At 72.4% G+C, this 26,285-nt stretch carries 21 protein-coding genes and 5 pseudogenes; 9 read left to right on the plus strand and 17 right to left on the minus strand.

The window, feature by feature from the left end:
- The 8 genes from ACFWTC_RS23325 to ACFWTC_RS23360 are packed head-to-tail and all read right to left on the minus strand — an operon-like array spanning position 1 to position 11,929.
- The gene (locus ACFWTC_RS23325) at positions 1-843 is read right to left on the minus strand and encodes a 3-hydroxyacyl-CoA dehydrogenase family protein (protein ID WP_383923179.1); all 843 of its coding nucleotides are present in this window, start codon (positions 841-843) and stop codon (positions 1-3) included.
- On the minus strand, positions 840-3,938 hold the full coding sequence (locus ACFWTC_RS23330) for a type I polyketide synthase (protein WP_384074488.1): 3,099 nt from the start codon (positions 3,936-3,938) through the stop codon (positions 840-842). The genes ACFWTC_RS23325 and ACFWTC_RS23330 overlap by 4 nt, the downstream gene beginning before the upstream one ends.
- Positions 3,935-6,394 (minus strand): amino acid adenylation domain-containing protein, encoded by a 2,460-nt coding sequence (locus tag ACFWTC_RS23335; RefSeq protein WP_384074491.1) that lies wholly within the window; start codon positions 6,392-6,394, stop codon positions 3,935-3,937. Before ACFWTC_RS23335 ends, ACFWTC_RS23330 begins: the two co-directional genes overlap by 4 nt.
- Positions 6,394-7,878 (minus strand): FAD-dependent oxidoreductase, encoded by a 1,485-nt coding sequence (locus ACFWTC_RS23340; protein ID WP_384074494.1) that lies wholly within the window; start codon positions 7,876-7,878, stop codon positions 6,394-6,396. The genes ACFWTC_RS23335 and ACFWTC_RS23340 overlap by 1 nt, the downstream gene beginning before the upstream one ends.
- Positions 7,871-8,917: a phosphotransferase gene (locus tag ACFWTC_RS23345; RefSeq protein WP_384074496.1), complete on the minus strand. Its 1,047-nt coding sequence runs from the start codon at positions 8,915-8,917 to the stop codon at positions 7,871-7,873. Before ACFWTC_RS23345 ends, ACFWTC_RS23340 begins: the two co-directional genes overlap by 8 nt.
- A complete protein-coding gene (locus ACFWTC_RS23350; protein ID WP_383923193.1) occupies positions 8,914-10,176 on the minus strand; it encodes a hypothetical protein in 1,263 nt (420 codons plus the stop codon). The genes ACFWTC_RS23345 and ACFWTC_RS23350 overlap by 4 nt, the downstream gene beginning before the upstream one ends.
- Positions 10,173-11,117 carry a transketolase family protein gene (locus ACFWTC_RS23355; RefSeq protein ID WP_384074500.1) on the minus strand — a complete coding sequence of 315 codons (945 nt, stop codon included), beginning with the start codon at positions 11,115-11,117 and terminating at the stop codon, positions 10,173-10,175. The genes ACFWTC_RS23350 and ACFWTC_RS23355 overlap by 4 nt, the downstream gene beginning before the upstream one ends.
- Positions 11,114-11,929 (minus strand): transketolase, encoded by an 816-nt coding sequence (locus ACFWTC_RS23360; RefSeq protein ID WP_384074502.1) that lies wholly within the window; start codon positions 11,927-11,929, stop codon positions 11,114-11,116. The genes ACFWTC_RS23355 and ACFWTC_RS23360 overlap by 4 nt, the downstream gene beginning before the upstream one ends.
- A gap of 349 nt (positions 11,930-12,278) precedes the next feature.
- Here ACFWTC_RS23360 and ACFWTC_RS23365 point away from each other — a divergent pair, with 349 nt between their 5' ends.
- The 3 genes from ACFWTC_RS23365 (at position 12,279) to ACFWTC_RS23375 (ending at position 14,646) form a co-directional block, all read left to right on the plus strand.
- Positions 12,279-13,349: a Gfo/Idh/MocA family protein gene (locus ACFWTC_RS23365; RefSeq protein ID WP_384074522.1), complete on the plus strand. Its 1,071-nt coding sequence runs from the start codon at positions 12,279-12,281 to the stop codon at positions 13,347-13,349.
- 6 nt (positions 13,350-13,355) lie between these two features.
- Positions 13,356-14,180: a hypothetical protein gene (locus ACFWTC_RS23370; protein ID WP_384074505.1), complete on the plus strand. Its 825-nt coding sequence runs from the start codon at positions 13,356-13,358 to the stop codon at positions 14,178-14,180.
- Between the two features lie 160 nt (positions 14,181-14,340).
- Positions 14,341-14,646 carry a hypothetical protein gene (locus ACFWTC_RS23375; RefSeq protein ID WP_384074508.1) on the plus strand — a complete coding sequence of 102 codons (306 nt, stop codon included), beginning with the start codon at positions 14,341-14,343 and terminating at the stop codon, positions 14,644-14,646.
- Here ACFWTC_RS23375 and ACFWTC_RS23380 read toward each other — a convergent pair.
- Positions 14,606-15,544, minus strand: a complete 939-nt coding sequence (locus ACFWTC_RS23380; RefSeq protein ID WP_384074511.1) for an aminotransferase class IV — start codon at positions 15,542-15,544, stop codon at positions 14,606-14,608. The genes ACFWTC_RS23375 and ACFWTC_RS23380 overlap by 41 nt on opposite strands.
- 157 nt (positions 15,545-15,701) lie before the next feature.
- On the minus strand, positions 15,702-16,202 hold the full coding sequence (locus ACFWTC_RS23385) for a nucleoside 2-deoxyribosyltransferase domain-containing protein (RefSeq protein ID WP_383923210.1): 501 nt from the start codon (positions 16,200-16,202) through the stop codon (positions 15,702-15,704).
- A gap of 387 nt (positions 16,203-16,589) precedes the next feature.
- On the opposite strand from ACFWTC_RS23385, the gene ACFWTC_RS23390 reads away from it, so the two are divergent.
- On the plus strand, positions 16,590-16,988 hold the full coding sequence (locus ACFWTC_RS23390) for a hypothetical protein (protein WP_383923213.1): 399 nt from the start codon (positions 16,590-16,592) through the stop codon (positions 16,986-16,988).
- 147 nt (positions 16,989-17,135) lie between these two features.
- Here ACFWTC_RS23390 and ACFWTC_RS23395 read toward each other — a convergent pair whose 3' ends face one another.
- The 4 genes and pseudogenes from ACFWTC_RS23395 to ACFWTC_RS23410 form a co-directional block, all read right to left on the minus strand.
- On the minus strand, positions 17,136-17,756 hold the full coding sequence (locus ACFWTC_RS23395; protein WP_384074525.1) for a nucleoside/nucleotide kinase family protein: 621 nt from the start codon (positions 17,754-17,756) through the stop codon (positions 17,136-17,138).
- 92 nt (positions 17,757-17,848) lie between these two features.
- Positions 17,849-18,226: a ricin-type beta-trefoil lectin domain protein gene (locus tag ACFWTC_RS23400; protein ID WP_384074528.1), complete on the minus strand. Its 378-nt coding sequence runs from the start codon at positions 18,224-18,226 to the stop codon at positions 17,849-17,851.
- A pseudogene (locus tag ACFWTC_RS23405) lies at positions 18,142-18,594 on the minus strand (discoidin domain-containing protein); the annotation flags it as partial. The gene ACFWTC_RS23400 and the pseudogene ACFWTC_RS23405, both read right to left, overlap by 85 nt.
- A 121-nt stretch (positions 18,595-18,715) precedes the next feature.
- Positions 18,716-19,339, minus strand: a pseudogene (locus ACFWTC_RS23410) (DUF5110 domain-containing protein); the annotation flags it as partial.
- 208 nt (positions 19,340-19,547) lie between these two features.
- On the opposite strand from ACFWTC_RS23410, the gene ACFWTC_RS23415 reads away from it, so the two are divergent.
- Positions 19,548-19,895 (plus strand): hypothetical protein, encoded by a 348-nt coding sequence (locus ACFWTC_RS23415; RefSeq protein WP_384074514.1) that lies wholly within the window; start codon positions 19,548-19,550, stop codon positions 19,893-19,895.
- 81 nt (positions 19,896-19,976) lie between these two features.
- Complete coding sequence (locus ACFWTC_RS23420; protein ID WP_383923219.1) at positions 19,977-20,411, plus strand: hypothetical protein; 435 nt, start codon at positions 19,977-19,979, stop codon at positions 20,409-20,411.
- A gap of 207 nt (positions 20,412-20,618) precedes the next feature.
- On the opposite strand, the gene ACFWTC_RS23425 is transcribed toward ACFWTC_RS23420, so the two are convergent.
- The 3 genes and pseudogenes from ACFWTC_RS23425 to ACFWTC_RS23435 all read right to left on the minus strand — a co-directional run bounded on the left by ACFWTC_RS23425 (position 20,619) and on the right by ACFWTC_RS23435 (position 23,307).
- A complete protein-coding gene (locus ACFWTC_RS23425) occupies positions 20,619-22,076 on the minus strand; it encodes a transposase (RefSeq protein WP_384074516.1) in 1,458 nt (485 codons plus the stop codon).
- Positions 22,077-22,294: 218 nt separating this feature from the next.
- Positions 22,295-22,840: pseudogene (locus ACFWTC_RS23430) on the minus strand (transposase); the annotation flags it as partial.
- Between the two features lie 122 nt (positions 22,841-22,962).
- The gene (locus ACFWTC_RS23435) at positions 22,963-23,307 is read right to left on the minus strand and encodes a group II intron maturase-specific domain-containing protein (protein ID WP_384030557.1); all 345 of its coding nucleotides are present in this window, start codon (positions 23,305-23,307) and stop codon (positions 22,963-22,965) included.
- A gap of 493 nt (positions 23,308-23,800) precedes the next feature.
- Here ACFWTC_RS23435 and ACFWTC_RS23440 point away from each other — a divergent pair.
- From ACFWTC_RS23440 to ACFWTC_RS23450, 3 genes and pseudogenes are all read left to right on the plus strand, one after another.
- A pseudogene (locus ACFWTC_RS23440) lies at positions 23,801-24,343 on the plus strand (replication-relaxation family protein); the annotation flags it as partial.
- A gap of 119 nt (positions 24,344-24,462) precedes the next feature.
- The gene (locus tag ACFWTC_RS23445) at positions 24,463-25,161 is read left to right on the plus strand and encodes a hypothetical protein (protein ID WP_384030553.1); all 699 of its coding nucleotides are present in this window, start codon (positions 24,463-24,465) and stop codon (positions 25,159-25,161) included.
- Between the two features lie 819 nt (positions 25,162-25,980).
- Positions 25,981-26,285 (plus strand): annotated as a pseudogene (locus ACFWTC_RS23450) (hypothetical protein); the annotation flags it as partial.

Below are 26,285 nucleotides of genomic sequence, written 5' to 3' on the forward strand. Positions count from 1 at the left end.
TCAGTTCCCGTCGTAGGAGTAGAAGCCGCGGCCGCTCTTGGTGCCGAGCAGGCCCTGGTCGACCATCCGGCGCAGCGCCGGATGGGTGGCGAACTCGTCGGTTCCGTAGTGGTCGTGCAGCACCTCCAGGGTGCGGACGACGGTGTCGATGCCGATGAGGTCGGCGGTGCGCAGCGGCCCCGAGGTGTGACCGAGGCAGCCCTTGAAGAGGTCGTCGACCTGGCTCGGGGTGGCGACGCCGTCCGCGACGACGGCGGCGGCGAGGTTGACGACCGGCATGAGGACGCGGTTGATGACGAAGCCGGGCGCGTCCCGGACGACGACGGCTTCCTTGCCCAGGCGCCGCAGCATCAGGTCGACGTCCCGCATGGCCGCGTCGGAGCTGTCCCCGCCACGGACGACTTCGACCATGCCGATCCGGTCGACCGGGTTCATGAAGTGGACGCCGACGACGCGACCCGGGTCGGCGAGCTGTTCGGCGAGCCGGCCGATGGGAACGGCGGAGGTGTTGGCGGCGATGGTCGTGCCGGGGGCGAGGACCTTCTCCAGCTCCGGGTAGAGGGCTCGTTTCGCCTCCTCCGACTCGGTGGTGTTCTCCACGACGAGCCCCACGTCCCTCAGGGCCGCGAGGTCGGTAGAGGGGCGGATGTCCAGTGCGGGGGCGCCCGCGCCGCCGAGGAGGGTGGCGAGCCGCTGGTGGCGGCGGACGGCGGCGCGGGCGGTGTCGAGTGCGGCGGCGTCGGAGTCGACGAGCGTCACCGCGTACCCGGCCGCCGCTGCGGCGTGGGCGACGCTGGCTCCGATGACTCCGGCTCCGAGCACTCCGATGGTGGGTGGGGTCATGGCGTCCGGCTTTCGTTCTCGATGGGCTCCGGTCGCTGTTGCTCCGGGGTGGCCAGCCAGCCCTCCACCTCGCGCGTCATGCCGCCGAGCGTCGCGGAGGCGAAGACGACCGAGGAGGGCACCGCTCTGCCGGTGAGTTCCTTCAGGCCCGAGATGAGGTGGACGCCCATAAGCGAGTCCCCGCCGAGGTGGAAGAAGTGGTCCTCGGGGTGGACCTGGCGCAGGCCGAGAAGGAGGCGGAAGCGCTCCGCGAGGAATCCGGCCACGGTCGAGGGCGCCACCGGCTCCGCCGCCGGCTCCGGCCGCTGCTCCCGTACGTCTTCGTCTCCCCCGCCGGCGGCCGCGGCCGGGCCGCCCGCCGGAGCGGACGCGGGGTGCGCGAAGGGGTCGGCGGGCGGCACCGTGTCCGGCAGGTACCTGCGCCGCACCAGGTTCCGGGGCGGCAGCGCGGTCCTGCGCCCGGGGGCCGGGTGCAGGCGCTCCCAGTCCGCTTCGACGCCGTGGGTCCACAGTTCCCCGAGGGCCTCCAGCAGGATCTGCCGGTCGGGCACGTGCTCGTAGGACTGCCGCACGGTCCGTACGCACACGGCGTCCGGGTCGCTCTGGCCGATCCACGGGCGGGCGGTGCCGGGGCCGACCTCGATCAGGACGCGGTGGCGGGCCAGGACCAGCCCGGTGGCGGTGCGGAACCGGACGCGGCCGACCATGTGGTCGCGCCAGTAGGAGGGCTCGGGCACCTCTCCGTCGAGCCAGCGGCCGAGGACGCTGGAGGCGATCGGGATGCGCGCCGGACTCAGCCGTACGGCGCGCAGGTCCTCGCCGAGCAGGTCGGCGGCCCGCGTGAGCTGGGGTGTGTGGAAGGGGTGCGCGGTGTCCACCGGCAGGACGGTGAAGCCGTCGCCGCGCAGCCGGTCGGCGAGTGCCGCGACCGCGGCCGGGCGCCCCGAGAAGACGCAGTGCCCGGGTCCGTTGTCGGCGGCGAGCCAGGTGTCGTCGACTGCGTACCGCTCGACGTCGGCGGCGGAGGCGAGGACGCCGAGCATGGCGCCCTCCCCGGCCGTCACGACGAGGTCGGCGCGGCGGGCCACGGCCGCCATGGCGTCGTCGAGGCCGATGACGCCGGCCAGCACCGCGGCCACCCACTCCCCCAGGCTGTGCCCGAGGAGGGCCGCGGGCCGGATGCCGAGGTCGATGAGCGTGCGGGCCATGGCGTGTTCGAGGCAGAACAGGGACAGGTGGACCTGGCGCAGCTCGCGCCGGGGCGGTCGGCCGGCGCCGTCGCGGCGCAGCAGGGCGCGCAGGTCGACGCGGCTGCCGTCACCGGTGGGGCGCACCCGTGGCGCGGCAAAGGACCGGCCGACGGCCCCGTCCGTGAGCTCGTCCGCGATCGTGACGGCGGTCCGCAGGTGCGCCGCGAAGACGGGGTCGGTGCGGGCCAGGTCGGCGCCCATGCCGGGGTAGTGGCTGCCGATGCCCGGCAGGACGAAGACCACCTCGGGCGGTTGCGCCGGTGCCCGCCCGCGCTGCACGCGCAGCCGGTCGGCGGCGAACGCCGCCCCGGTTCCGCCCTCGGGGGTGATGACGGCGTAGCCGCGGTGCGGGTGGCGGTGGCGTGAGGTCTGCGTGGTCCAGGCGGTGTCGGCCGTGCTGGAGGGGGTGCGGTCGAGGTGGTCGCGCACGGCGGCGAGGTCGGCGTCCAGGGCGTCGGGGTGGTGGCTGGAGAGCAGCACCAACTCCGCGCCCCCCGACCCCTCCCCGGCGGCGCGCGGGCGGGTCGGGGCCTCTTCGAGGACGACGTGGCAGTTGGTCCCGCCGAGGCCGAAGGCGCTCACTCCGGCGCGCCGGGGGCGGTCCGCGGCGGCCGGCCAGTCGAGGGCCTCGCCCAGCGGCCGCAACGGCCCCTCCGTACGGGCGAGATCGGTGGGCAGCCGCTCGAAGTGCGGGGTGGCGACGAGCCGCCCGTGCCGCAGCGACAGCACGGCCTTGACGAGTCCGGCGAGACCCGCGGCCTCCCGCAGGTGGCCGAGGCCGGCCTTTGCGGCGCCGACGTGGACGGGGCGGCGCACGTCGGCGAAGACCTCGCCGAGCGCGGTCCACTCGGCGGCGTCGCCGATGCGGGTCCCGCTGCCGTGCGCCTCGACGTAGTCGATGTCCGCGGGTTCGAGTCCCGCGACGTTCAGCGCGGCCCGGATGACTTCGGCCTGCGCGGCCGGGTCGACGCCCGCGAAGCCGGATTTGCCGGAGCCGTCGTTGTTCATGGCCGTGCCGCGGACGACGGCCCAGACCTCGTCGCCGTCGCGCACCGCGTCGGCGAGGCGTTTGAGCACCACGGCGCCGGCGCCGTCGCCGGGTACGGAGCCGCCCGCCGCACGGTCGAAGGGCCGGCACACGCCGTCCGGCGAGCCGATGCCGCCGAGCGGTGCCTCGTAGCCGCCCGGCGCCGGAACCCGTACGGCGGCGACGCCGGCGACGGCGAGGTCGCTGCCGTGGCCGAGCAGGTCCTGGACGGCGAGGTGGACGGCGGTGAGCGCGGTGGAGCAGGCGGACTGGACGGTCACGGCGGCGCCGTGCAGGCCGAGCCGGTAGGCGATGCGCGTGGCGGCGTAGTCGCCCCGGTTGGTGACCTCCAGGGCCTGGGCGTCGACGCCGGGGCGCCCGGCGAGCGCGGTGCCCACCCAGCGCTCGTAGTCGTTGTGGCCGACGCCCGCGTAGACGCTGACGGCCGGGGTGCGGACGCGGTCGACGTTCGCGGCGGCCAGCGCTTCGTCGGCGGCCTCCAGCAGCAGTCGGTGCTGCGGGTCCAGGAGCAGGGCCTCGGAGGGGGCGATGCCGAAGCGCGCCGGATCGAAGTGGGCGGGCCGCGGGATCGAGCCGTACGCCGGGACGAACGAGCCGGTGGTGCGCGCACGTCGGGTGATGCTGTCCTCGCCCGCGGCGAGGATCTCCCAGTAGCGGTCGAGGCTGTCGCAGCCGGGCAGGCGCACGGCCATGCCGACGACGGCGACGGCGTACTCGTCGTCCGGAGCCGGGTGCGGGGCCGGAGCCGGAGCCGGGTGCGGGGCCGGGTTCGGGTGGCCGGGCAGGGGCGCGTTCATCTCGGTTCGCCTCCTTCGGACGGGCGGGTGCGGGTGCGGGCGGCCGGTGCGGCGCTCCCGCGCTGCGGCGGGCGCCGCCGCTCGGCGGGGCGGCGTGCCGGGACGGTGCCGGTGCCGGTGCCGTGGTGCTCGGACGCCTCGCCGAGGAGACGGGCGTGGCCGCGCGGGGTGCGGGCGGCGAAGACGTCGGCCAGTGCGATCTCGCGTCCGCAGGCCGCCTCCAGTGAGCCGCGCAGCAGCATCAGGCGCAGGGAGTCGCCGCCCAGGTCGAAGAAGTCGTCGTCGATGCCGACGATGTCCAGGCCCAGGACGCGCGCGACCAGTGCGGCGGCCCGCTCCTGGTCGGGGGTGGTGGGCGGGGCGTACGGCACGTCGAGGGCGGGGCGGGTGCGCGGTGGGACGCGCAGCGCCTTGCGGTCGACCTTGCCGCTGCCGAGGAGGGGCAGCGCGGGGACCGAGGCCAGGTGCGCGGGCACCATGAAGTCCGGCAGCCGGGCGGCGAGGTGCTCGCGCAGCCGCTCGGGCGGCACCTCGTCGCCCTCGGGGACGACGTAGGCGACGAGGACGGCGCCCTGGTCGGGGTCCGGGGTCCCCACCACGGCCGCGTTGGCGACCCCCGGGTGCGCGCGCAGCACGGTCTCCACCTCGACGGGCTCCACCCGCTGGCCGCGCACCTTGACCTGGTCGTCGGCGCGTCCGACGTACTCGACCTGGCCGTCGGGCAGGTGGCGGGCGAGGTCCCCGGTACGGAAGAGGACCTCGGGCCCGGCGGGGTCCAGCCGGTTGGGCCGGAAGCGCTCGGCGGTCAGGTCGGGGCGGCCGAGGTAGCCGTCGGCCAGTCCGGGGCCCCCGGTGTGGATCTCCCCGACGGCGCCGGGCGGTACGAGCCGGCCCGCCGCGTCGCAGAGGTAGATCCGCATGTCGAGCGGGACGCCGACGACCGTGCCGGGTGCCCCTTCGGGGCGGGCGACGGCGAGCGGTCCGGTGCGGTGGCACACGTAGTCGGCCTCGCTGAGGGTGTACGTGTTGTGGACCGCGAAGCCGAGGCCGCGCAGTTCGTCCTCGAGGTCCTGTCCCAGTGCCTCACCGCCGACGAAGACGTGGCGCAGCGCGGGCGCCGTCCGGAACGCGGGCTGGGTGAGCAGCAGCCGCAGCATCGAGGGCACGAAGCTGACCGTGGTGATGCGCTGGTCGCGGATGAGTTCCGCGAGGTAGCGGTCGTCCCGGTCCTTGCCGGGCGCGGCCAGCACCGCCGTGCCGCCGGTCGCCAGCGGCCACGCGAACTCGCGGAAGCTGATGGGCGACTTGAGCAGGTGCCGGTCGTCCGGCCCCATGTCGTACATCCCCTGCTCCAGCCGGATGCGGGAGGTGTGCATGCGGTGCGGGCGGACGACGCCCTTGGGGGCGCCCGTGCTGCCGGAGGTGAACAGGACGTAGGCCGTGGTGTCGGGACGGGCCCGGTCCTCGGGTGCGCCGGGCGGGTCGCCGGCCGCGCCGGGCAGCGGCTGCCGGAGGAACGCGGCCGCGTCAAGGGCGCGGCCGGCGACGGCGCGGTGCCCGGACGCGGTGGTGAGCGTCGCGACGGGCGCGGTGAGGCGGAGGATCTCCTCGGCCCGCAGGTCCGGCAGGTGCGGGTCGAGGTGGACGAATCCGGCCCCGGCCTTCCAGATGCCGAGGACGGCGGTGAAGAGGGTGAGGTCCCGGTCGCCGGTCAGCACGACGAGGGCACCGGGCTCGTCCACGTGCGGGCGCAGCCGGCGGGCGAACCGGTCCGAGGCGGCGTCGAGCGCGCCGTACGTCAGCTCGGCGGCGCCGTCCCGCAGGGCGATCGCATCGGGTGTGCGGGCGGCCTGCTCGCGGATCATGCGGTGCAGGGTGGTGTCCGTGTGGGGGGTGTGCGGCGCGTTCCAGGTGTCCAGCAGCAGCTCCCGCTCGTCCGGCCGGAGCAGGTCGACGGTGCCCGCGGGGGTCAGGGGCCGCTCCGCCGCGTGGTGGGCGAGCAGCGCCAGGTGCGCTGCCACGCGCTCCGCGGTGGCGGCGTCCAGGACGGTGCTGTCGTACGTGAGGCACAGGTCCGGGCCCTGCGCGCCGGCGGTCCACACGGGTCGCCCGAGGGCGGCCGGCAGGGTGACCGGGCGGGCCGACAGGACGGCCACGTACGGTTCGCCGGCGGCCGGCGGTCGGGCGGCGGCGGGACGCGCCGCTCCGGTGAGTGCCGCCAGGGTGCCGGTCTCCTGGTCATCGGCGCGGACGTAGCGCACCGGGGTGTCGCCGGCGGCGCCGAGGACCTCCCAGCCGGTTCCGTACCGGTGGAGCAGCAGATGGCTGAGGGCGGCGAGCGCGAGATGCCCGTCGGGGCCGCCGAGCAGGGTGGCCGCGGGCGCGGACAGCGGGCCCGTGCACTGCTCGAAGTGCGGCTGCCCGGTGCCGGGTGTGCGGTGCGGCAGGACGAGCATCAGTGCCCCCCGCCCGCCGCGCCCGCGGCGACGCGGCGGTGCAGCACGGAGCGGGCGGCGGCCATGCCGGTGGCCGCCCCGTACGTGATGCCGATGATCTTCGAGGAGCTGTCGCCGACGAAGTACAGCCCGGGCACGGACGACTCCAGGTCGTCGGAGAGGTCCAGGTCGGGAAAGAGTCGTTCGACGACGGGCGCCGCGACCGTGGCGGTGCCCGGGACCAGTCCCGGATGGAGGGTGTTGAGCCGGTCGACCATGGTGAGGACGTCGCGGACGGTGGACGCGGGCAGGCAGTCGCGCAGGTCGCCGTGGTGGTAGTTGATGAGGCTGGTGGTGAGCGGTCCCTCCGGTGCGGGCCGTCCGGACAGTTCGTCGACGGTGCTGACGACGGGTTTGCCACCGCCGTACGCGCCGACGCGCCGCGCGTAGGCGGCGGCGTGGTCGGTGCCGTCGGTCCCCGCGGGCAGGTCGACGGTGGTGAGGATGCCGAGGTTGGACTTGGTCGTGGGCTGGTTCAGGCAGTGCTGCCCGTCGAGGGCGACCGCGTCGAGGAAGCCGTACTGCATGACACGGCCGCCCTCGCACACGCAGAACGTCCGGACCGAGTGGCCCTCTTCGTTGAGGAACGACAGTTTGGGGTTGTGACAGCCGTCCAGGAGGGGTGCGAGCGCCTCGCGGCCGGCTTCCAGCCGCACGCCCAGGTCGACGCGGCCGCTGGGCCGGTGGCGCACGCCGATGCGCCCGGCGAGGTCGCGGACCCAGGGCAGGCCCAGTTTGCCGACGCCGACGATGACGTCGTCGGCCCGGAACGCGGCGGGCCCGTCGGGCGTGTCTGCGCGTACGTGGAACCCGCCGCCGGTCAGCGGCTCAACGTCGGTGGCACGGTGGTGGAGCAGGACGCTGCCGCCGCCGCGCTCCAGTTCGGCCTTGAGGTGGGCGATGACGACGAGGGAGTCGTCCACCGTGACGCTCTGCGAGTACGCCGTGTCGACGTGCTGGAAGACGGTGCCGTCGCCGAGCAGGGAACCGCTCGTCTCCCGGGGCGGCCCGGCCGGCGGGAGCCCCAGCTCGTAGAGGATGCGGTACGCCTCGGAGATGAGGTCCTGTGCCCGGTCGAAGGAGCCGAGGGCGCGCTCCAGGCCGCTGTAGGAGCGGACCGTCCCGTCGGGCGCCGACTCGATCTTGGAGCGGGTCAGCGAGGAGATGTATCCGAGGTTGGTGTCGAAGTGGAAGGCCGCGCCGCCGAGTCCGGTGAGGCAGGTGCAGCGCGGGCACTGGAGGCGGAACTTCTCCGCGTCGCGGACCGTCCGCCCGTTCATGCGCGCCACCAGTCGGGGACACAGGCTTTCGATCATGTCGCCGCCCGCTTCGAGGAGGACGACGCGCCGGCCTGCCCTGACCAGGGTCAGCGCGGCGAACAGTCCGGCGGGCCCGCCGCCGATGACGACGGTGTCCGTACGGGTGGTGCGGTCCTGATCAGACATGGGTGCTCCCGTGGGCCGCGGGCCGCCGCTCCAGGTAGCGTTCGACGAAGGTGCGGTAGAAGAGACGGCTGGTGTCCCGGCCCTCGGCCTCGATGCGTTCGATGAGCCACTGGCAGGTGAAGGGCAGGAGGTCGAGGACGCGGCCGGGGTGCTGTCCGGTGAGCGTCGCGTAGTGGTCCAGGCCCCGCTCCAGTACGGACCGGAACCAGTGGTCCGAGCTGAAGACCTGGTCGTACAGCCAGTCGAAGCCGTGTTCCGGGTAGTCGGGAAAGACCGGGAGGGCGGTGGTGACGAGCAGGTTCACCACGTCCATGGCGGCGATGCCGGTGGCGCGGTAGTCCTCGAAGTCCAGCACCCGGGCCGACCCGTCGCGGGCGTCGTAGCGCACGTTCCAGGGGCCGAGGTCGCCGTGGGTGGGCGCCAGCAGGGCCGTGCGCAGCGCCTCGTCGGCGTACTGGACGCCGAACTCGGGGTCACGGACGTACGCGGCGGCCGTTTCGAGGGCGCGCTCCGGGGTGCCGGGTGTCCGCTCCCCCGACAGGTGCAGTTCGACGACCCGCTCGACGGCCGGCCGGAGCACCTGCCACAGCGCGTCGGGTCCGGTGGCGCCGGCGACGGCGGTGGGCAGGTCGATGCCGGGCAGGTGGGTCATCGTGAACCCGCCGCACAGCGCGTCCAGCGGTACCGGACTGCCGAGGGGGGCGGGTACGGGGAAGCCGCGCAGGATCTCCAGCTCGCGGGCGAGTTTCGGATCGGTGGTGGACAGCGGGACCTTGGCGACGGCGACGGGTACGCCGTCGACGTCGAGCTGGACGAAGGTGCGGCGGCGGACCTTGCGGGCGCCGGCCGGAGTCCAGGTGGAGGTCCGCACGCGGTCGGGGCCGGGCTCGGGGGCGCCGGTCCGCTCCAGGTGGGCGGCTAGCATCAGCCGGGCCACCTCGCCGGTGTCGACGCTCCGTTCGGTGAGGTCGGCGTGGTCCGCCGGGGCGGGTGCGGTGGCGGCGGGGCCGCTGCTGTGCGGGGCGGGGGTGCGGTTCACGGCGTGCTCCCGGTGGTGACGAGGGACACGTCGACGCGGTCCAGGAGATCGGCCAGCGCGGGTCCGCCGAGCAGGTCGCCGAGCTCGTCGACGGCGGCGTGCCGCTCCTCGGCCGTCAGCTTCTGATAGGCGGTCAGACGTGCGTCCAGGTGATCGGCGAGGTGGCGGTAGCCGGACTCGTCCGTGAGCAGTTCGCGGGTGAGCCGGTCGAGGGCCTTGGTGCCCTCCAGGTCGTCCTCGGGGACGGTGAACCTGTCCCCGAGGTCGGTGAGGCTGGCCGCGATGTCGCCGGCGACGGTGCCGCGCAGGGCGCGCAGGTTGGCGATGTGTCCGTAGTGCTGCTCGGGGAGCAGCAGCGGCAGCCGGCGCAGGATGACCGACTCGTGCAGCGAGGTGAGGCTCGGCGGTACGGCGTAGAGCGGTGCGTGGGCGAGGTGGCGGAGGAACTCCGTCTGGGGCAGGAAGGCGTACTCGACCTCGACCTCGCCGTGGGTCTCGGTGACGGGCTGCCGGAACGCCCCGCCGCAGACCAGGATGCGGCCCAGTTCGGGTCGGGCTTCGGCGAGTTCGGCGACCCAGCGGCGCAGGACGTCGAGGTAGGCGTTGTGGGACTCGTAGTCGAGGAAGAAGTTCTGGAAGCCGCCGAGGTTGATCAGGAGGCCGGCCGGCCGTTCCGGCGCCGGCTGGGCGAGGGCGCCCTCCAGGGCGTTCCGGTCGACGATGGGCCCGCAGAGCTCGATGTGGTCGGCACCCACCCCGGCCATGGCCGCGATGCGCTCGGGCACGCCGGGGAAGTTCTGCGCGTAGGACCGCCGGGCGAGGAGGTGGGCCAGCAGGATGCGCTCGTGCGGGGCGAGCGTGTCGAAGACGTAGCGGGCCGTGTCGTGGTCGGCCCACCGGACGAGGTGGGCGCGCGCCGCCAGTTCCTCGAAGCTGCGGCCGGTCAGCCAGAAGCCGAGGAGGCTGTCGAAGAAGAGCACGGGGACCTCGGCGCGTACCGCCCGGAAGACGAGTTCGGCGTCCATGACGCTGACCACGAGGTCGGCGTCGGCGAGTCCCTGTGCGAGGTCCTCGCTCCGGCGGGTGTCGCCTTCGGTGATGCGGTGGAAGCGGTGGCTGTGCCGCCGCGCGAAGTCGAGTGCGACGTCCTGGCCGACGAAGTCGACGCTGCTGTCGGCGAGCAGGGGGGTGATGGCGACCAGTTTGGAGACGGGCCCGAATCCGCAGGCCTGGGCGCTGGAGAGGATCCTCATCGTCACGCTTTCCTCGTGTTCCTGGTGAACCGGCCGAGCACGGCGGACCGGATGCCGCGGCTGTCCACGCCGTAGAAGTGGAGAAGTTCTTCGTGGGAGGCGACCGGCGGGTAGCGGTGGTCGGTCTCCAGACGCACCAGCGGGGGGCCGTCCCGGCCGAGGGTCAGTGCGGTGCGGTCCCCCAGGCCGCCGGGGCCCAGGGACTCGGCGGCGGTGACCACGAGCGCCCGGCCGAGGGCCAGTGCCCGTACGGCGTCCCGGGGGAAGGGGTGGAGGGTGGTCACGGAGGCGACGGCGGCGTCCACCCCGTCGCCGGCGAGGGCGTCGGCCGCGGCGAGTGCCTCGGCCACGCAGCGGCCGGTGGCCAGCAGCAGTACGTCGTCCCCGTCGCGCAGCAGTCGGGGGGTCCGCGGGTCGCCGTCGGAGGCCGCCGCGGGCAGTTCCGGGTCGGGGCGCGCGGAGAGCCGTACGTAGGCGGGGCCGTCGGCCGGCAGCAGGGTCCGCAGTACGGACACGGCGTCGGCGGCGTCGGCGGGGCAGTGGACGCTCATGTGGGGCAGCGCCGACATGAGGGTGATGTCGTCGGTGGCGTGGTGGGTGGGGCCGAGATGTCCGTACCCCAGCCCTGCGCCGACGCCGAGGAAGACCACGGGCAGCGCGGGCACGCACACGTCGAGGCGCAGTTGTTCGTAGGCCCTGCGGACGAGGAAGGGTGCCATGGCGGCCGCGACCGGGCGCATCCCGCTGCGGGCGAGTCCGGCGGCGACTCCGACGAGGTTGGCCTCGGCGATGCCGACGTCGACGTACCGGCGGGGGTGGCGGGCCATGACTCCCTGGAACAGGGCCTGTCCGTCGGCGCCCAGGGTGATCAGGGCGGGGTCCGCGTCGACGGCCTCGGTCAGGGCGGCGGCCAGTGCGGCGCGCATGGTGAGCGGTGCGGTGGTCACGACAGTGCTCCTCCCGCGGCGGCGAGGGCCGGGGCAGCGGGTGCGGCGAGTGCGGCGAGGGCCGTTTGGCGCTGGGCGGCGTCCAACTGGCCCATGTGCCAGGCGGGATCGCCCTCGGCGAAGGGGACGCCCTTGCCCTTGACCGTGTGCGCGAGCAGTACGGCGGGCCCGTCGCCGTCCCGGAGCCCGGCGAGGGCGTCGGTGACGGCGGCGGTGTCGTGCCCGTCGGCTTCGGCGACGCGCCAGCCGAAGGCCCGCCACTTGTCGGCGAGGGGTTCGAGGGCGCTGATGGTCTCGGTGTCGCCCTCCTGCTGGAGGCGGTTGCGGTCCACGACGGCGACGAGGTTGCCGAGGCGGTGGTGCGCGGCGAACTGCGCGGCCTCCCAGTTGCTCCCTTCGTCGAGCTCGCCGTCGCCGGTGACGACGACGACCCGCTGGTTCCGGCCCGCCAGCCGCGCGCCGAGGGCCATGCCGCAGCCGAGGGACAGTCCGTGGCCGAGGGCGCCGGTCGCGGCCTCGATGCCGGGAACGGCGTCGGACGGGTGGCCCGGAAGCGTGGCCAGGTCGGCCGTGATGACGCCGAGTTCGGCGAGGACCGCGTACAGGCCGTAGGCGCCGTGGCCCTTGCTGAGGATCAGCAGGTCCCGGTCGGGCCAGTCGGGCCGGTCCGGTCGGTAGCGCAGGCCCCGGGTGTAGAGGACGGCCAGCAGGTCGGTCATGGACAGCGCGGCGCCGAGGTGAACCGCCTTGCGTGCGGCCAGTTCGACGACTCGCCGCCGGGCACGCCGGGCCAGTTCGTCGGGGTGGAGCACGACGTCCTCCGGTCTGCCGCAGCGGGGCGGCTCGTGGTCGGTGTGGGTACCGGCCGGCGGGGTGCACTGAGCGGCAACGCTCCGCCGTCTGGTCCCCGGCGGATCCCGGGACGGCCTTCGAGGCAGCGTCCCAACGCCGGGTGAGGCAGAGTCAAGTCGCTCTACGATTACTTGTCAAGATCAGTCATTAAACGAGTCACTAAGCACGGCTAAGGCCGTTGACATCCAGAGTCAGCAGATATTGACTGAAGTGGAGAGACCGTCCGTGCCGCTTCCATTTCCGTAACGTCGCCGACGGGCAACCGCGAGACCCGAGGAGTTCTCCGTGAAACCCCTTGTTCATGCCGTGGTGGGGTGCGGGCGAGTGGCCCCCAACCACGTCGACGGATTTTCCGCGCTGCCGGACGCCGAACTGCGCTGGGCGTGCGACCGCGACCGCGCGCGGGCCGAGGCCCTGGCCCGCGAGTACGGGCTGCCGCACGTGACCTCGGACGTACGGGTCGTCCTGGCCGACCCCCTGGTCGACAGCGTCTCCATCGCCGTCGACCACGCCCAGCACTACGAGCTGGCCGCCGCGGCGCTCAGGGCGGGCAAGCACGTCCTGGTGGAGAAGCCGCTGGCCATGACCGCCGAGGAGGGTGAGGCCCTGACGGCCCTCGCCGAACGCACCGGCCGCGTCCTGTCGGTCGTCTCGCAGCACCGCTACGACCCGGTGGTCGCCGCCGTCCGCGAGTGGATCGCCGACGGCCTCCTGGGACGGCTCGTGTCCGGCACCGTCAGCCTCCAGTGCGGCCGCGACGACGGCTATTACGCCGACAGCTACTGGCGCGGCACCTTCGCCGGCGAGGGCGGCTCCGCCCTGGTCAACCAGGGCTACCACGCGCTCGACGTGACGCGCTGGCTCACCGGCGGCCTCACCGTGGCCGGTGCGGCCGCCGGGCACACGGCGCCGCGCGGCGGCATGGAGACGGAGGACACCCTCGCAGCCGTCCTGCGGGGCCCGCAGGGCGCGTTGGTGACGTACCAGGTCACGGTCGCGAGCAGCATCACCTGGCGCACCCGGATCGAACTCGTCGGCACCGAGGGCTCGGTCCTCTTCGACCTGGACCACCCTGGGACGCTGCACGTCGCCGAGGGCGGCGACGCGCTCCGCGCTGCGGCGCGCGACGTGGGCGCGCAGGTGGCACCGGCCCCCGCCGGCATCGGCTACTACGGCATCTCGCACCGGCGGCAGATCGCCGACTTCGCCGCAGCGGTCCGCGACGGTCACCCGATGACGGCCGACGGCGCTGCGGGGCTCGGCACCCTGCGCCTGCTGCGGGAGATGTACCGCGCGGCCCGCTCCGAGGGCACGGCGCCCGGCGGGTCCACGGCCGCGCCCGGGCCGCGGGTGGCCGCGGCGGCGGCACCGGGCGGGTGACGGGAGGTGGCAGACATCGTCGCCGTCGCCGGCGTCCCGCACACCCCGGGCTTCCCCACCCTCGCCCGCACCGACACGGCCGCGGGGGCGGAACTCGCCCGACGCTACGCGGCGGTCGAGGAGGTGGTCGCGCGGGCGGACGCCGATGTCCTCGTCGTCCTCACCTGCGACCACATCAACACCTTCACCCCCGACATGTGGCCGACGTTCGCCATCGCCACCGGGGACAGCGTCCGCGGCCCCAACGACGACGTCCCGGGCGTCTCCCCCACCTCGTACGCGCTGGACGGGGACATCGGGACCACGCTCCACCGCGGCCTGGTCGGCCAGGACTTCGACCCGGTGGCCCTGCGCGGCCACTCGGTGGACCACTCCGTCGTGGTGCCGCTGCACTTCCTCAACACGCGCCGGCTGCCCGTCGTCCCCGTGTACCTGAACGGCATGGTGGCGCCCCGGCCTTCGGCAGAGCGCTGCAGACGGCTCGGCCGGGTGCTGCGCAACGCCCTGGAGGACCTGCCGGGCCGTCGCGTCGCCGTTGTCGCGAGCGGCAGCTTCTCCCTGGAGGTGGGCGGCCCCCGCATGCTGCCCGACCAGCTGTACGGCGTTCCGAGGCCGTCCTGGGCCGGCACCGTCGCCGACCGGCTGTACCGGGGCGACCTGGACGGGCTCGTGTCCGAGACCACGGAGCGGCGCATCGAAGAGGCCGGAACGGTCGCCGGCGAGGTCCTGCCGTGGATCGCGGCCGCCGAGATGGCCGCGGACCTGTCCATCGCCCACATGGACCACCGGGAGGGCGAGGGCCACGCCTTCGCGGCGTGGGGCGCCGGCTGAACGGCCGCACGCAGCGGGCAACGCCCGCGGCTCCGGAACGCGGCGGACGCGTTCCGGAGCCGGGGCGGGACGACGTGCGGGGACGCGGAACACGGGCCGTGGACACGCCGCGAGGGGCGACACGGCAAGAAGAGCAAGAAGAGAGCGAAAGGACACGCCGATGGGCGTCCATGCGATCGACCGTCTCTGCTACGACATCGCACACGATCCGGAAACCCTGGAACGGATGCGGGCGGACCCGCGGCGGGAGCTCGCCCGCCGCCCGCTGACCGCGGCGGAGCGGGACGAGCTGCTACGGGGCGACGTCGCCGCCCTCTACCGCCGCGGGGCGCATCCGGTCCTGCTCGTACGGCTGGCCGCCTTCCGGGTCCTGGGCCTCGATCCGGCGCTCTACGCCGCTCGTATCCGTACGGCCGAACCGCGCTTCAGCGTGCCGGCGCCGCCGGGACCGCCGGGACCGGCGTGAGCCACTCGTCGTGCCGGCCGGTGACGGCGCGGACCGTGTCGTGGTAGCAGGACTCCAGCGCCCGCGTGATCTCCCCCGCGGTCTTGCCGTCACCGAGGGGGAACCCGTCGACCTCCACGGCGGGCAGCACCTCGGCCGCGGTCCCCATCAGGAAGATCTCGTCGGCCAGGTACAACTCCGTCCGCTCCACGGGCCGGACCTCGACGGACAGGCCGAGCTCCTCCTCGGCGAGCTGGAACAGGGTGTTGCGGGTGATGCTGTCCAGGACGCCGCTGGCCAGGTCGGGGGTGATCAGCCGGCCGCGCTTGACCAGGGCTATGCACGAGCCGGACGACTCGGTGACGTTCCCCGCGCCGTTGAGGAAGACCGGCCAGTCGGCGCCGCGGGCACGGGCGTCGATGTTGCCCAGCCTGCCGTTGTGATAGTTCGAGAACACCTTCATCGACGCCGGTGAGGCGCCCGGGTTGAAGCGGGGCCAGGAGCTGACGGCCAGTGTGCAGGTGCGCCCCTGCCCGAGCTTGCTCTCGAACTCCCAGGTCTCGATGGCGATCTCGGCCGGCGTGCCGCGCGGCACCATCTGCTCCTTGTGCGTCCCTCCGGCGAAGCCCCACGGGCGCACGTAGAGGTCCTTGCCGCTGGTCTCCCACGACGAGAGCAGCTCGACGGTGGCCGCGACGAGCGCGTCCGCGTCGAACCCGGGCTCCATCCAGCTCAGCCGGAGCGAGTCCAGCAGCCGCTGCATGTGCTCACGGAGCCGGAATCCGTGCAGCGTCCCGCGCGCGGGGCTCCAGTAGGAGTGCACGCCTTCGAAAGCGGCGGAGACCGAGGCGTGCCCGACGGAACTGATGTGCACCGTCGCCTCTTCCCACGGCATGAAGGTGCCATTGCGCCAGATCAAACGTCCATATTCGGAAGACACGCTTGCCCCTCTCGGTGACCCAGACGAACGCAGCTCAACGCGAGCTCACGCAGAGCATGACCGCACTCTAGATTTGACAATGGGCGCTGTCAAGATAGTCACAATCTGAGTCAATATCCGAGGGAAGGGTGCCGGGCTACCGGGTGTCAGCCGCTGCGACGAGGGTGAGCGCGGCGGCGACGGTCTCGTGGAGGGTCTCGCGCACGGGGACGCCGTGGCGGCGGGCGACGTGGATGAGGTAGCGGTTGCGTTCGGGGTTGGGGCAGTCGGGCGGGCAGCCGAGAACGGCCCGGCCGGTGGCGACGTCGAGGCCGAATTCGACGTTGGTGGTGAAACCGGGAAGGGATGCGAGGTCGCGGGGGATCCAGAAGAGGATCGCGTCGGCGTGCCTGCGGGCATCGGTCTCCCAGTCGACCTGGTCGTCGTAGTCGGCGGCGCGGAACCCTCCCCGCGACTCCGGGCTCAGGACGGTCAGCCGCTGCCGGCCCGCCCACTGCGCGGCGAGTTCCCCGATCGCGTCGGGCCGCCAGGACGCCACGGGCTGGTCGGCGCGCGGGGTGGGACCGGCGAGGAAGACACTGGGCCCGGAGGCCGGGATCGGCTCGCGGGCGTAGACGAGGTACGGGGTCACTGGCATCGGGTCTCTCCGTGTGCTGCGGGGTCCAGGGGAGCCGCAGGCGGTCGCCGGCGGCGCGGGGCACGAGGTGGACGTGAGGGGGAAGACGGTCTGCGTGGCCGCGACCCCCTTCGACGTGATGGTGTTCGCCGAGGTGATGGTGTTCGCCGACGTGACGATGTCCGCTGCCGGGTACCCGGCCATCAGCTCGGCCCCACACGCCGCATCACCCCCGCCGTCACGTCCGGATCCTGCCCCGCGAAGCCCGGCCGGAACGCCCCGGACGTCACCGCCTGACCGTCGTCCGGGGGACCGGCGGGCGTGTGGGGCGCCGAGGGGCGGGCGGGACCGGACACAGTGGGGCGGGGGCCGGCTCCGGCCCCGCTCCTCCAGGGAACGGAGAATCCGGTGTCGGTGAACAAGGCGACGGGTGCGGAACTCGCCGCGAAACTGCTGCAGGACGTCGACAACGAGCACGTCCGGGCGGCCACCCGGCTCCTCGGCTCGCATCAGGACGGCCTCTGGCTGCGCCGCTTCACCGAGGACCGGGACCTCGCGGACGCGGCCGGCCGCCCGCTGATCGACAAGACCGGCGGGATCGACTGGGACGGCCTCGCCCGGCTGCTGCGCACCCCGCGGTGGTCACGCCGGGCCTCCGGCAGCGAGGTCGCCGTACTGGAGTTCGCTGTCTCCCTCGTGGGCGACTGCGCCGTGAACCTCCGGCAGAGCATCCACGCGGTCGACGACGCCGACTTCCAGCTCCTCCTGCGCGCACTGCGGGAGGCCGCGTACGGGGAGGCCGGCTGATCACCCGGGAACGACCCGGCGGCAGCCCCCGGGTGGCCCTCCACCGCGACGCGACCGGTGGGCCCGGTGGTCGTCGGTCGTCGGTTGTCGGTCGTTGGTCGTCGGGCAGCCCGCCCGCGGTGGGGCGGTCCGGGGGCCGGGCCGACGTCAGCCGGTGTCGAGGACCAGGTCCGCCCGGTCCCGGCCCGGTGCGATGAGCCGGGCGTTGGCCTCGTCCGAGCGGGCCACCCACGCCCGCGCGTGCGCGGGGTCCTTGCCGTGGCGGACGTGCCGGTCGACCAGGCGTCCGATCCGCAGCCCGTCGTCGGGGGCGAGGTACCAGGCCTCGTCGAGCAGGGGCCGCACCCGGGCCCACTCCCCCGCGTCGTGCAGCAGGTAGTTGCCCTCCGTGATCACCAGGGGCACGTGGGCCGGGACCGCGATGCTTCCGGCGATCGGCTCTTCGAGCGACCGGTCGAAGGCGGGGGCGTAGACCGGGTGCGCGCCCGGTTCGCGCAGGCGCCGCAGGAGGGCGGTGTACCCGGCCGTGTCGAAGGTGTCCGGAGCGCCCTTGCGGTCAACCCGGCCGAGCCGGACCAGCTCGGACCCGGCCAGGTGGAAGCCGTCCATCGGCACCACCACGGCGACGTCCGGCCCCAGGGCCTCGGCCAGTTTCGCGGCCACGGTCGACTTGCCGGCCCCCGGCGGCCCGGCGATTCCGAGGATGCTCCGGCCACCCGGACCGGCCCGGTCCGCCAGCGCGCCCGCCCGCCGTGCCAGTTCCGTCATGTCCACCCCCGTATCCTGCCGCACCGGCGGCCCGGACCCGCGGGCGCACGGCGGGGCCCCGCCCGGGTGCCGGGCCGGACCCCCGGGCGCGGTCAGGGGGTGAACGTCCAGCGCTGGGCCGGGGTGCCGTCGCAGGCGGCGCGTCCCAGGGTGGTGCCGTTCCCGGTGGCGGAACCGGCCGGAGCGAGGCACTGCCCGGCGTTGCGCAGGGTGCCCTGGGGGCCCGCCTGCCAGGTCTGGCCCGCGCTGCCGTCGCAGGTGCGGACGGTGGTGCGGGAGGGGGCGGCTGCGGCCGGGAGGGGGCCGGTCGGCCGGTGAGGGTGATCTCGGCGGCTCTGGTCCAGGGGCCGCGGCCGCCCGCCTCCGTCAGGGCTCTGAGGCGGAGGTAACGGCCGGCCGCGGCGGGCAGCGCGGTGTGCTTGGCGGTCGCGGTGTCGGCGAAGGCACCGGTGGCGACGGGTGGGCCCCAGTCGGCGGTGGTGTCGGAGACGTGGACCTCGTACGCGCCGATCCGGCCGTTGACCCCGCCGTCCTGGCGGGGCAGGTAGCCGAGGCCGTCGACGGCGTACCGGGCCCCGAGGTCGATCAGGACCTCGTGCGGGAGCGCGGCCTGGGTGCCCGTGGACCAGGCGGTGTGCCACTGCGTGGCCGGGTTCCCGTCGAAGGCGTTGCGGGCCGCGCTGTTCTCGGCGGCGCTCTCCTGGCTGTCGGCGGAGACCAGGGACCAGCCCGCCTGGGCGATGGGGGCGGAGGAGGGCAGGGCCTCGGCCGGCGGGACGCTCGTACCGGTGGCCGCGATGCCGAAGGCGCCCGCCTTCGCGCCGGTCTTGACCCGCAGGACTCCGGAGCGGTCGGCGGCGTCGGAGAACCACCCGGTGACGGCGCCCGGCGACGGAGGCCACGTGGAGGGTGAACCCGTAGCCGCGGGAGGCCGGTTTTCCGGCGTAGTCCACCGTCGGGGCGCCCACGGAGACGGTGACCGTGCCGGAACCCGACGCCGGGGCGGTCACGTTCACCTGCTGGCGGGCGTAGGCGCCGTTCTCGTGGGCCCGGGTGCGGCCGTCGTCCTCGCACAGGCTGAAGGCGGAGGCGCCGCGCGGGTGGATGTCGTAGGTGAGGGTGGAGACGGGCTTCTCCCCCGTGTAGTTCGTCTGCGGCCACATCGGCACGATCGCACCGCCCTTGGCGAACAGCGGCAGCGTGTCGAGGGGCGCGCGGTAGCCGTTCAGCCAGCCCGGACCCGCGTACGTCTTCCCCGTCCAGTAGTCCGTCCAGGTGCCGGCGGGGAGGTAGATGCCGTCCCGGACGGCAGTGTCGGAGACGACGGGCGCGACGAGGAGGGAGTCGCCGGCCATGGACTGGCCGCTGGTGGCGTCGCCCCGGGCCACCGGGTCGTCGGGGTACTCCAGGACCATGGCGCGGGTGCCGGGCACGCCGGTCTCGTGCGCGACGCGGCTCATCGTGTAGAGGTACGGCATCAGCCGCATCTTGAGCTGGAGGTACGTGCGGTTGATGGCGAGGTACGGCTCCGCGAACCGCCAGGGCTGCTTGTCCTGGTAGCCGGCCAAGAAGACCGGTGACATCTTCGCCGCCTACAAGGGCAAGAAGATCAACCTGACCAAGGATGGCTGGGGCACCGCACGGAACTGCGCCGAGTACCCCGACCTCACCGTCAAGTGCTTCGACACCGAGGAGGAGGAGGAGGCAGCGGCGACGGCCGCCTACAAGAAGGAGAAGAAGGGAACCCGGTACGAGATCTCCGAAGCTCCGGAGGGCCGCTCGGACCTGATCATGGAGAAGGGTGCACCGGCCGAGGCCGGAACGATGGCCATCGCAGTCGACGGTGACGGCACTGCCTACACTCCGTTCGGCTCCACGCGCATCTGGGCCGACGCCTGGTACTACGGCCGCCAGCTCACCTGCCACAGTGACGGCTCGAAGCACCTGGGCGACTGCGCCTTCCGTGACCAGGCGTCATCCACGTGCAACAACGACGAGTCTGGTGGCATGTCGCTCTACGACTGGCGCACCGGGCTTCCGGACCCGTACATCATCACGGGCTGGGGCGGATGCCTCGGCAACCTGCACAACTACAGACACCCCCGGGTGGCAACTGGGGTGACAAGGCTGACGAACTGACCAGGTAGCCAGCTGTTGAGCGTGCCCCCTCATCGAATACGGTGCGGGGGCATTCCCTTTTCCGTACACAAGGATCCCGTCTTGATCACACGCCGTCTGCTGCTGACCGCTTCGCTCCTGGCACTGGCCGGGTGCTCTCTGGAGACGAAACCCAAGGGTGACCTCACCGTTCCCGATCGTCTGACGGCGCTGCCCCACGGGTTCTATCGCAAGGAGGAGGCTTTCGAGGGTGAGCTTTTCAAGGCGTGGGCGGGTGCCAGCGGAAAGCCAGGATGGGATGCCGTGGATCACGTGACGGCGGTGCAGCGCGTGGTGGAGGGTGACAACGAGCATGTCTACGCCTTCATCTACGTGCACACCAGTCTGGACCTGAAGAAGGATGACCTCGACGCGCAGGTTCAGGCGATCAGCGAGGCCTACACGCAGTGGCCGCAGCGCAGCATGGACGTGGTGAGGATCGGAGTCTTCGACGCGCAGGGAAAGCGGATGGGCCGAGCAGTGATGGTGCAGCCGTAACACACAAAAACAGGCTCGCACTCGGTACGCCGGAAGCATGCCGGGACCTGGCTCCTGATCGTCGCCCGCCGCTGGCCGCGGACCTCCGCCGGCCCTGGAAGAATGCCGCTACCTCCGGCCGGCTCGCCCCGGCCCGGGTCCGCCGCGGGTTCAGGAACATCCGCGCCCACCTCGCGAGGCTGTCGCACGGCTCCTGCCGGGTGAAGGTCAAGAGTGCTTCTTGGGGGTGTGGTTGATGAGCTTGTTGAGGTTGTGCACCGTGCCGAGGAGTTTGATCTCGGCGTTCACCGCCTGACGGCCGCGGTAGTTGAGGTGTCGTCCGAAGCGTTGGAAGATCTGGGCAAATCCCGGCTCGACCAGGGCACTGCGCTGACGGTACTGGGCCCGTCCTGTTGGGGCGGCGAGTCGGGCCGCCATGTCCTGCTGGCCCGCAGGGGCCTGCTGACGTTTCGCGGGGAAGCCCGCCTGGTCGGCATCGCTGGTGACCGAGACCAGTAACGGGAGGTCGGCGAGGGCCTCGAAGGCGGCGGCGGAGGCGTATCCGCTGTCGGCGAGCCAGAGCTGGATGTCGCCGGGGAGCCCTGCGGCCTGGTGATTGTGCTGCGTCTTCTTCACCATCGGAACGAGGGCCGTCCTGTCCGAGGGATTGTCGTGCGCTTCGATGGCCAGCAAGAACTGACGGCGGGCGCACACGATCTGGATGTTGTATCCCTGCAGGTAGCCGCCGTGCTTGCCGGGAATCAGCCGGGAATCGGGATCGCTCAGGCAGGCACGGGACGCCGGAGAGGGGACAGGCCGGGGTGTGCGGGCCCGCTCCAGCCAGGCCCGCATCTTCACCAATCGCGTTCGCTGGCGAACGAGGACGGACTTGTGCTCCATCGGGACCGGCGGCCGTCCGTTGGCTCCACGACGCCCTGCCTCCCGGTCCTCTCGGGCGCGGAGCTCGTACTTCTTCAGTTTCTCCTGGTGAGCCTCGGTCTCGGCGGCCAGGCGCTTCTCCGCGCGGGACACCATCCGCTCGGCGGCTTCGATCTTGATCCGGATCTCGGTGGGTGAAGGCATAGCCCGTTCATGCAGTCTGTCCCTGGCCAAGCGGGCCCGGGTGAGCCGGTCACACAGCCGGGACAGACGAGGCCAGTTGTCGCACACGTCCTCGCCATCGCCGCAGGCCGAGGTGTCGGCCTCGACGCTCACCGCGTGGTCGACTACGTCCTCCATCAGCGTGTGGATCTCGTTCTCGCACTGGGAGATGGTCTCCTCCAGGCGCAGGAGCCGCTGGTTGGCGTCGCGTGAGGCGTTCGCCTCCATCGGTGAGCCGTCCACGGCAACCGCCGAAAGATCGACCAGGCCGCGCCGGCCGCACAGCGACAACACCTGTATGAACAGCGAGTTCAAGGCGGCACGGTGGCGTCGTACGAACCGTGCCACGGTGGAGTGGTCCACTCTGCGGTTCGCGGTGATGACCAGACAACCCACGTCGTCCCAGCAGGCCTGCTCGATGCGGCGGGAGGAACGTATGCCCTTGCTATAGCAGTACAAGAGCAGAGCGACCAGACTCGCGGGAGTGTAGGCAGCCCCTCCCTGCCCATCGCCGCGGTAGCTGTCCTCGAACGCCGAAAGATCAAGTTGCTCGGGCGGCAGCCACTCCCGCACATCCCGCGGCATGTCAAGATCACGATCACGGTCACACGACAAGAAGTTTCGCCCCACCAGCCAAGATTCCGACGCATCCCTGGTCCTCGGAACCGAACAACGAATCACTCTTGACCTTCACCCGGCAGGAGCCGTGCGACAGCCTCTCGCCTGTCCGGCGCGTGTTCCCAAACCCCGAGGCGCCCGCCCCGGACGGCCATCCGGTGCCAAGAATTACTGACTTCGGCTCTTCAGGGTGAAGTTGGTATGTCGAGGGTGAGGCCGGTGCCGGCTATGAAGCCGTCGAGGGTGTGGGGCCGGTACTGGAGTCGTTTGAGCCTGTTGCGGACGAGTGCTTCGAGGCGGTCGAGGGCCATGACGGCGAGGTTTGCGAGGCTGCGTTTGACGTGGGCCCATACCCATTCGACGGGGTTCAGGTCGGGTGCGTAGGCGGGCAGGAGGAACACTGTCAGCCAATCGCGCTCGGCCACGAGTTCCCGCATCCTGCGGGAGACGTGGGTGTTGAGGCGGTCCCAGACCAGCACGATCGGCGCGCTGACCAGGTGATGGGCGCCGTCGAGGAGCGCGATGAAGTCCCGCTCGCCCATGCTGCGGCGTGTGCCTTTGCCCGCGGTGTGGGTCCGAAGTCGGTGGCACAGCCGGGTCCTCGAGCCTGGCCGCATCGCGATCAGCCCGGCCACCGACAGCCGTCCCGAGCGCCGGCCGCTGATGGTGACGACCGGAGTCACTCCGCGCCGGCCCCAGGTCCGTCCCCGGGGCGGCCTGCGGGTGAACCCGGCTTCGTCGCTGAGTAGGCCCGGGACGCGGTGCCGGGATTACTCCCGGTCCGTTTTCCCGGACCTCTCGCCGAACCCGCCGTGCGCCTCTCAGCGCAACGGGCTCTCCACGGTCTCTGCCGTCAGAGGGCTTCGGGGACCCAGGGATTGGGGATCTTGTTGCCGCGGTAGCGATACCGAGTGACCGGGATCGCGCTGATCTTCCGCAGCTTGATCTCACCCGCAGAGATCGGAATCCACTGCCCGCTGGGAGTGGTGAATCGTCGGCGGCAGTCCCTCCAATTCCAGTGGTGCCGTTCGCGCAGCAGACGGACGAGTCGCCACCACACGATGTCGTCCACCTTGGTGAATACATGCTTCGCGACGGCATGCCGGAAGTAGTGGGCCCAGCCCTGTGTGGCTCTGTTCAGGTTGATCAGTACCACGGCCAGGTCCTGCTGCGATGTTCTGTGGGTCAGGGCACGGATCTTTGTGGCCTTCGCCCGCTACAGCCGCGACGGCACAAGTGGTACTTCTACACCTTCATCGCTGAACGACCCGTGCGGTCGATCAAGGCGAGGCCCGAACACGGCCGGCTCGGCCCGCAGCATGGCCGCATCGGCCAGGCAGTCACCGCCGAGTGCGACCGCGAGGGCCACCGCAGCACAGCCACCATCGGCGCGCTCGTCGTTGGTCGAAACCGTCCGCAAGAGCGGGCTGGACCAGGCGATATCGGCAGTGCTGGCGCCATGGCGACGGCCGCGGGCGGTGCACGATCCGGGAAAGATCCTGCTGGATGGAGCATCGTCGGCAGGGAGACCAGCAGCAAGAAGCTCCCCGCCGTTTTGATGTTCTCCCCGAACAGCAGCACGATCGTGGGGATTAGCAGCTCGCCACCGGCGACTCCCATGATCGCCGCGACCACCCCGACCGAAGGCCGGCACCGGCGCGAAGGCAGTCCGAGCCGGGTTCGGCCCGCACGCCGTCGCGGTGACCGACACGATCCTCGCCTACACCGACACCGTCCTCGCCGGCCACCGCGAGTACCTGACCGACTGGCAGGTGGAGGTGAACCACGCCGTCAAGGAGACCGGCCTGTCCTTCAACACCGACGCCGTCCTCGCCGTGCCGACCAAGACCAGCGAGGTCCGCCTCTTCGAACTCGACAACGGGTCGATGAGTCAGGCCCGCCTCGCAGGTGAGGTCTGGGACTACGAGCGCTACGCCGGGCACCGCGTCTGGGAGGGAGCCCGCGGCACGATCGGTGGGACGTACCCGTTCTGGCAGCGCCACCGCTACACCCGCTCCCAGACCTTCCCGCGGCTGCACGTCGTCCTGGCGGGCAAGGCGGAGCACCTGCTCGAGACCCGCCGCCAGGCGCTCACCGCCGACGTGCAGGGCATCACCGTCGCGGTGTGGGTGAATACCCTGCCCCGGCTGAAGCGCGGCGAGCCCTGGTACGAGATCGGCGTCGACGACCCGGACCGGCGCCGCAAGCGCTACCCCGAGCCCGCCGGCCGCTGACACGACGCGCGATGCCGGGCACGTCCTTGAGGCCGAGGACTGCAGGGACCCGGCAGTCGATGCCTCGGTGTGGCGGTGCGGTAGACAAGCGGTTCACTCCGCGGGGAGAATCGGCCGCCATGCTGAAGAACAGAGCCACGGCGCTGACCGTGGCGGGCACCCTGGTGGGTGTCCTGGTGATCTCCGTTGTCGTCCTGCTGACGCTCCTGGTCAGTGCAACCGTGCCGTCCGAGGGTGATGTGGCGATAGGCAAGGCCGCCCCCGGAGGTGGGCCTGTCAGCCTTCCTGCGCTCAAGGGTGGGGCAATCCTGGCCGCGGATCAGTGGCCCGACGCGTGCTGGTTCGTGGATGAGGAGGAGATCAAGGCGATCTTCCCTGGCGTCACGGACATCGAACAGGAGAGCCGCCCGGTCCATGCCCTGTCGATCAAGGACTTCGCTGCGGACTCTGCGTACAAAGGGAGTGACAGGTCCGCGTCCGGCCAGTGCCTCTACAGCATGCGCCTGCCGGGCGAGACCTACAGCGCCACCCAGTTCTGGTTCCGCATTGAGGCCGTGGCCGACCCCCAGTTGATTGTCAGGTACGCCGATCGGGTCGCGCCGGCAACCAACACCAACCAAGGGGCGAGGGGCGCGGATCACTGTGTCATCACCGGGCTCCGCGAGGGCAGTTGGCACTGTCGCAAAGGCCCGCTGCTGTTCAGCGTGGGCGGGCAGACCACCGTGGCTTTCAAGGGCATGCCGGCCCCAGCACCTTTCGTCTGGCGGGACAGGGTGCTCCCCGAGTTCGTCCAGACCATCGCCGCGAAGATCAAATAGCTTCCCCCGGAAGGGCAGCCCCTGGTAGGGCGGTCGGTCGGCCCCATGGTGTACCCCCGCCAGAGGTTTTCGTCACGGCGTACGGAGTCGCACGTAGGGGGAAGGAGTCGGCTACCGGGTCTCGGCACGGGGGGTGCGTTCCCGTTCCTGTGCAGAGGGCAGAGCTTCCGGCCGCCGCCGCCGCAGGCGCCCGGTGGGCGGAACGGGTACCAAAGTTCTCGTGCCACCGCGCGGGAATTTCGTAGCGGCCCGCGAGGTGGGCAACCTCCTGCTCGACCCGCGTGGCGGAAAATGTCGAAAATTGCTGGATTCGGCAATGCCGGCCCAAACACGGAAACGGCATACGGCCGAGGCATTCCCCGTCACTCCCTCTGCCCCAGCGTCCCCGGCGCTGCCCCGGCGCGCACGCGCGGACCCCGGGCGCCGGGCGACCACAAGTACCCTGCGGTTACCGCAAATTGACAGGACCCGCAGTTCAGCAGCTGTGGAATCAGAAATCTGAGATGGGGCGGCGCATCATCGGGGTCGTGCAGAAATGCTGGAGAATCCTGGCCAAACACTCTGTTCGGGGGATTTTACGTACGGCGGGCAGAGTACTGCCGTCGCAGGCAAATGTCGATGAACATGACACCTCTCCATCTATTACAAATATTGATAAATGCGTGTCCTATGGGAAGGGTCCGGAATTTCGCCGACGGCCTGCCGGTACTCGGTACGGAAAAGTGTTCGGGGAACGTCTATTCCGTTCTCTGTTTCCGCCGGCCTGATGCACCCCCTCCGATCACACCCCGCTTCACCTGAGCTTGAGGACACCCCGTCATGAACAGGCAACGCACTGCCGCCCTCCTCGCCCTGCCCTCGCTGCTCGCCGGCGCGGCGCTCTTCCTCGGGGCCCCGGCGGTGGCCTCCGCCCTGGCCTGCACCGCCGGGACTGCCGGCGTGGCGGGTGCCAATGGCAACGCTGCCCACCCGGCCGGTTTTCCCGGGACCGCGGGCGGTCCGGCGACCGGGAGCGGGGACTGCGCCGGTGGTGCGGGGGGTCCTGGCGGCAACGGTGTCCTGGGCGGGGTCGGTGGTGCGGGCGGCAGCGGCGGCACCGGCCTCGGCAGCGGCAGCGGCGGGGC

This window comes from Streptomyces sp. NPDC058619 (genome assembly GCF_042717785.1).
GTDB lineage: Bacteria > Actinomycetota > Actinomycetes > Streptomycetales > Streptomycetaceae > Streptomyces.

What these genes read in the sequence shown, in the direction of transcription:
- ACFWTC_RS23325 (WP_383923179.1), bottom strand. Translation starts at nt 843, where the DNA reads ATGACCCCACCCACCATCGGAGTGCTCGGAGCCGGAGTCATCGGAGCC.
- ACFWTC_RS23445 (WP_384030553.1), top strand. Translation starts at nt 24,463, where the DNA reads ATGCTGAAGAACAGAGCCACGGCGCTGACCGTGGCGGGCACCCTGGTG.
- ACFWTC_RS23425 (WP_384074516.1), bottom strand. Translation starts at nt 22,076, where the DNA reads ATGCCGCGGGATGTGCGGGAGTGGCTGCCGCCCGAGCAACTTGATCTT.
- ACFWTC_RS23330 (WP_384074488.1), bottom strand. Translation starts at nt 3,938, where the DNA reads ATGAACGCGCCCCTGCCCGGCCACCCGAACCCGGCCCCGCACCCGGCT.
- ACFWTC_RS23395 (WP_384074525.1), bottom strand. Translation starts at nt 17,756, where the DNA reads ATGACGGAACTGGCACGGCGGGCGGGCGCGCTGGCGGACCGGGCCGGT.
- ACFWTC_RS23340 (WP_384074494.1), bottom strand. Translation starts at nt 7,878, where the DNA reads ATGTCTGATCAGGACCGCACCACCCGTACGGACACCGTCGTCATCGGC.
- ACFWTC_RS23375 (WP_384074508.1), top strand. Translation starts at nt 14,341, where the DNA reads ATGGGCGTCCATGCGATCGACCGTCTCTGCTACGACATCGCACACGAT.
- ACFWTC_RS23385 (WP_383923210.1), bottom strand. Translation starts at nt 16,202, where the DNA reads ATGCCAGTGACCCCGTACCTCGTCTACGCCCGCGAGCCGATCCCGGCC.
- ACFWTC_RS23415 (WP_384074514.1), top strand. Translation starts at nt 19,548, where the DNA reads ATGGAGAAGGGTGCACCGGCCGAGGCCGGAACGATGGCCATCGCAGTC.
- ACFWTC_RS23335 (WP_384074491.1), bottom strand. Translation starts at nt 6,394, where the DNA reads ATGCTCGTCCTGCCGCACCGCACACCCGGCACCGGGCAGCCGCACTTC.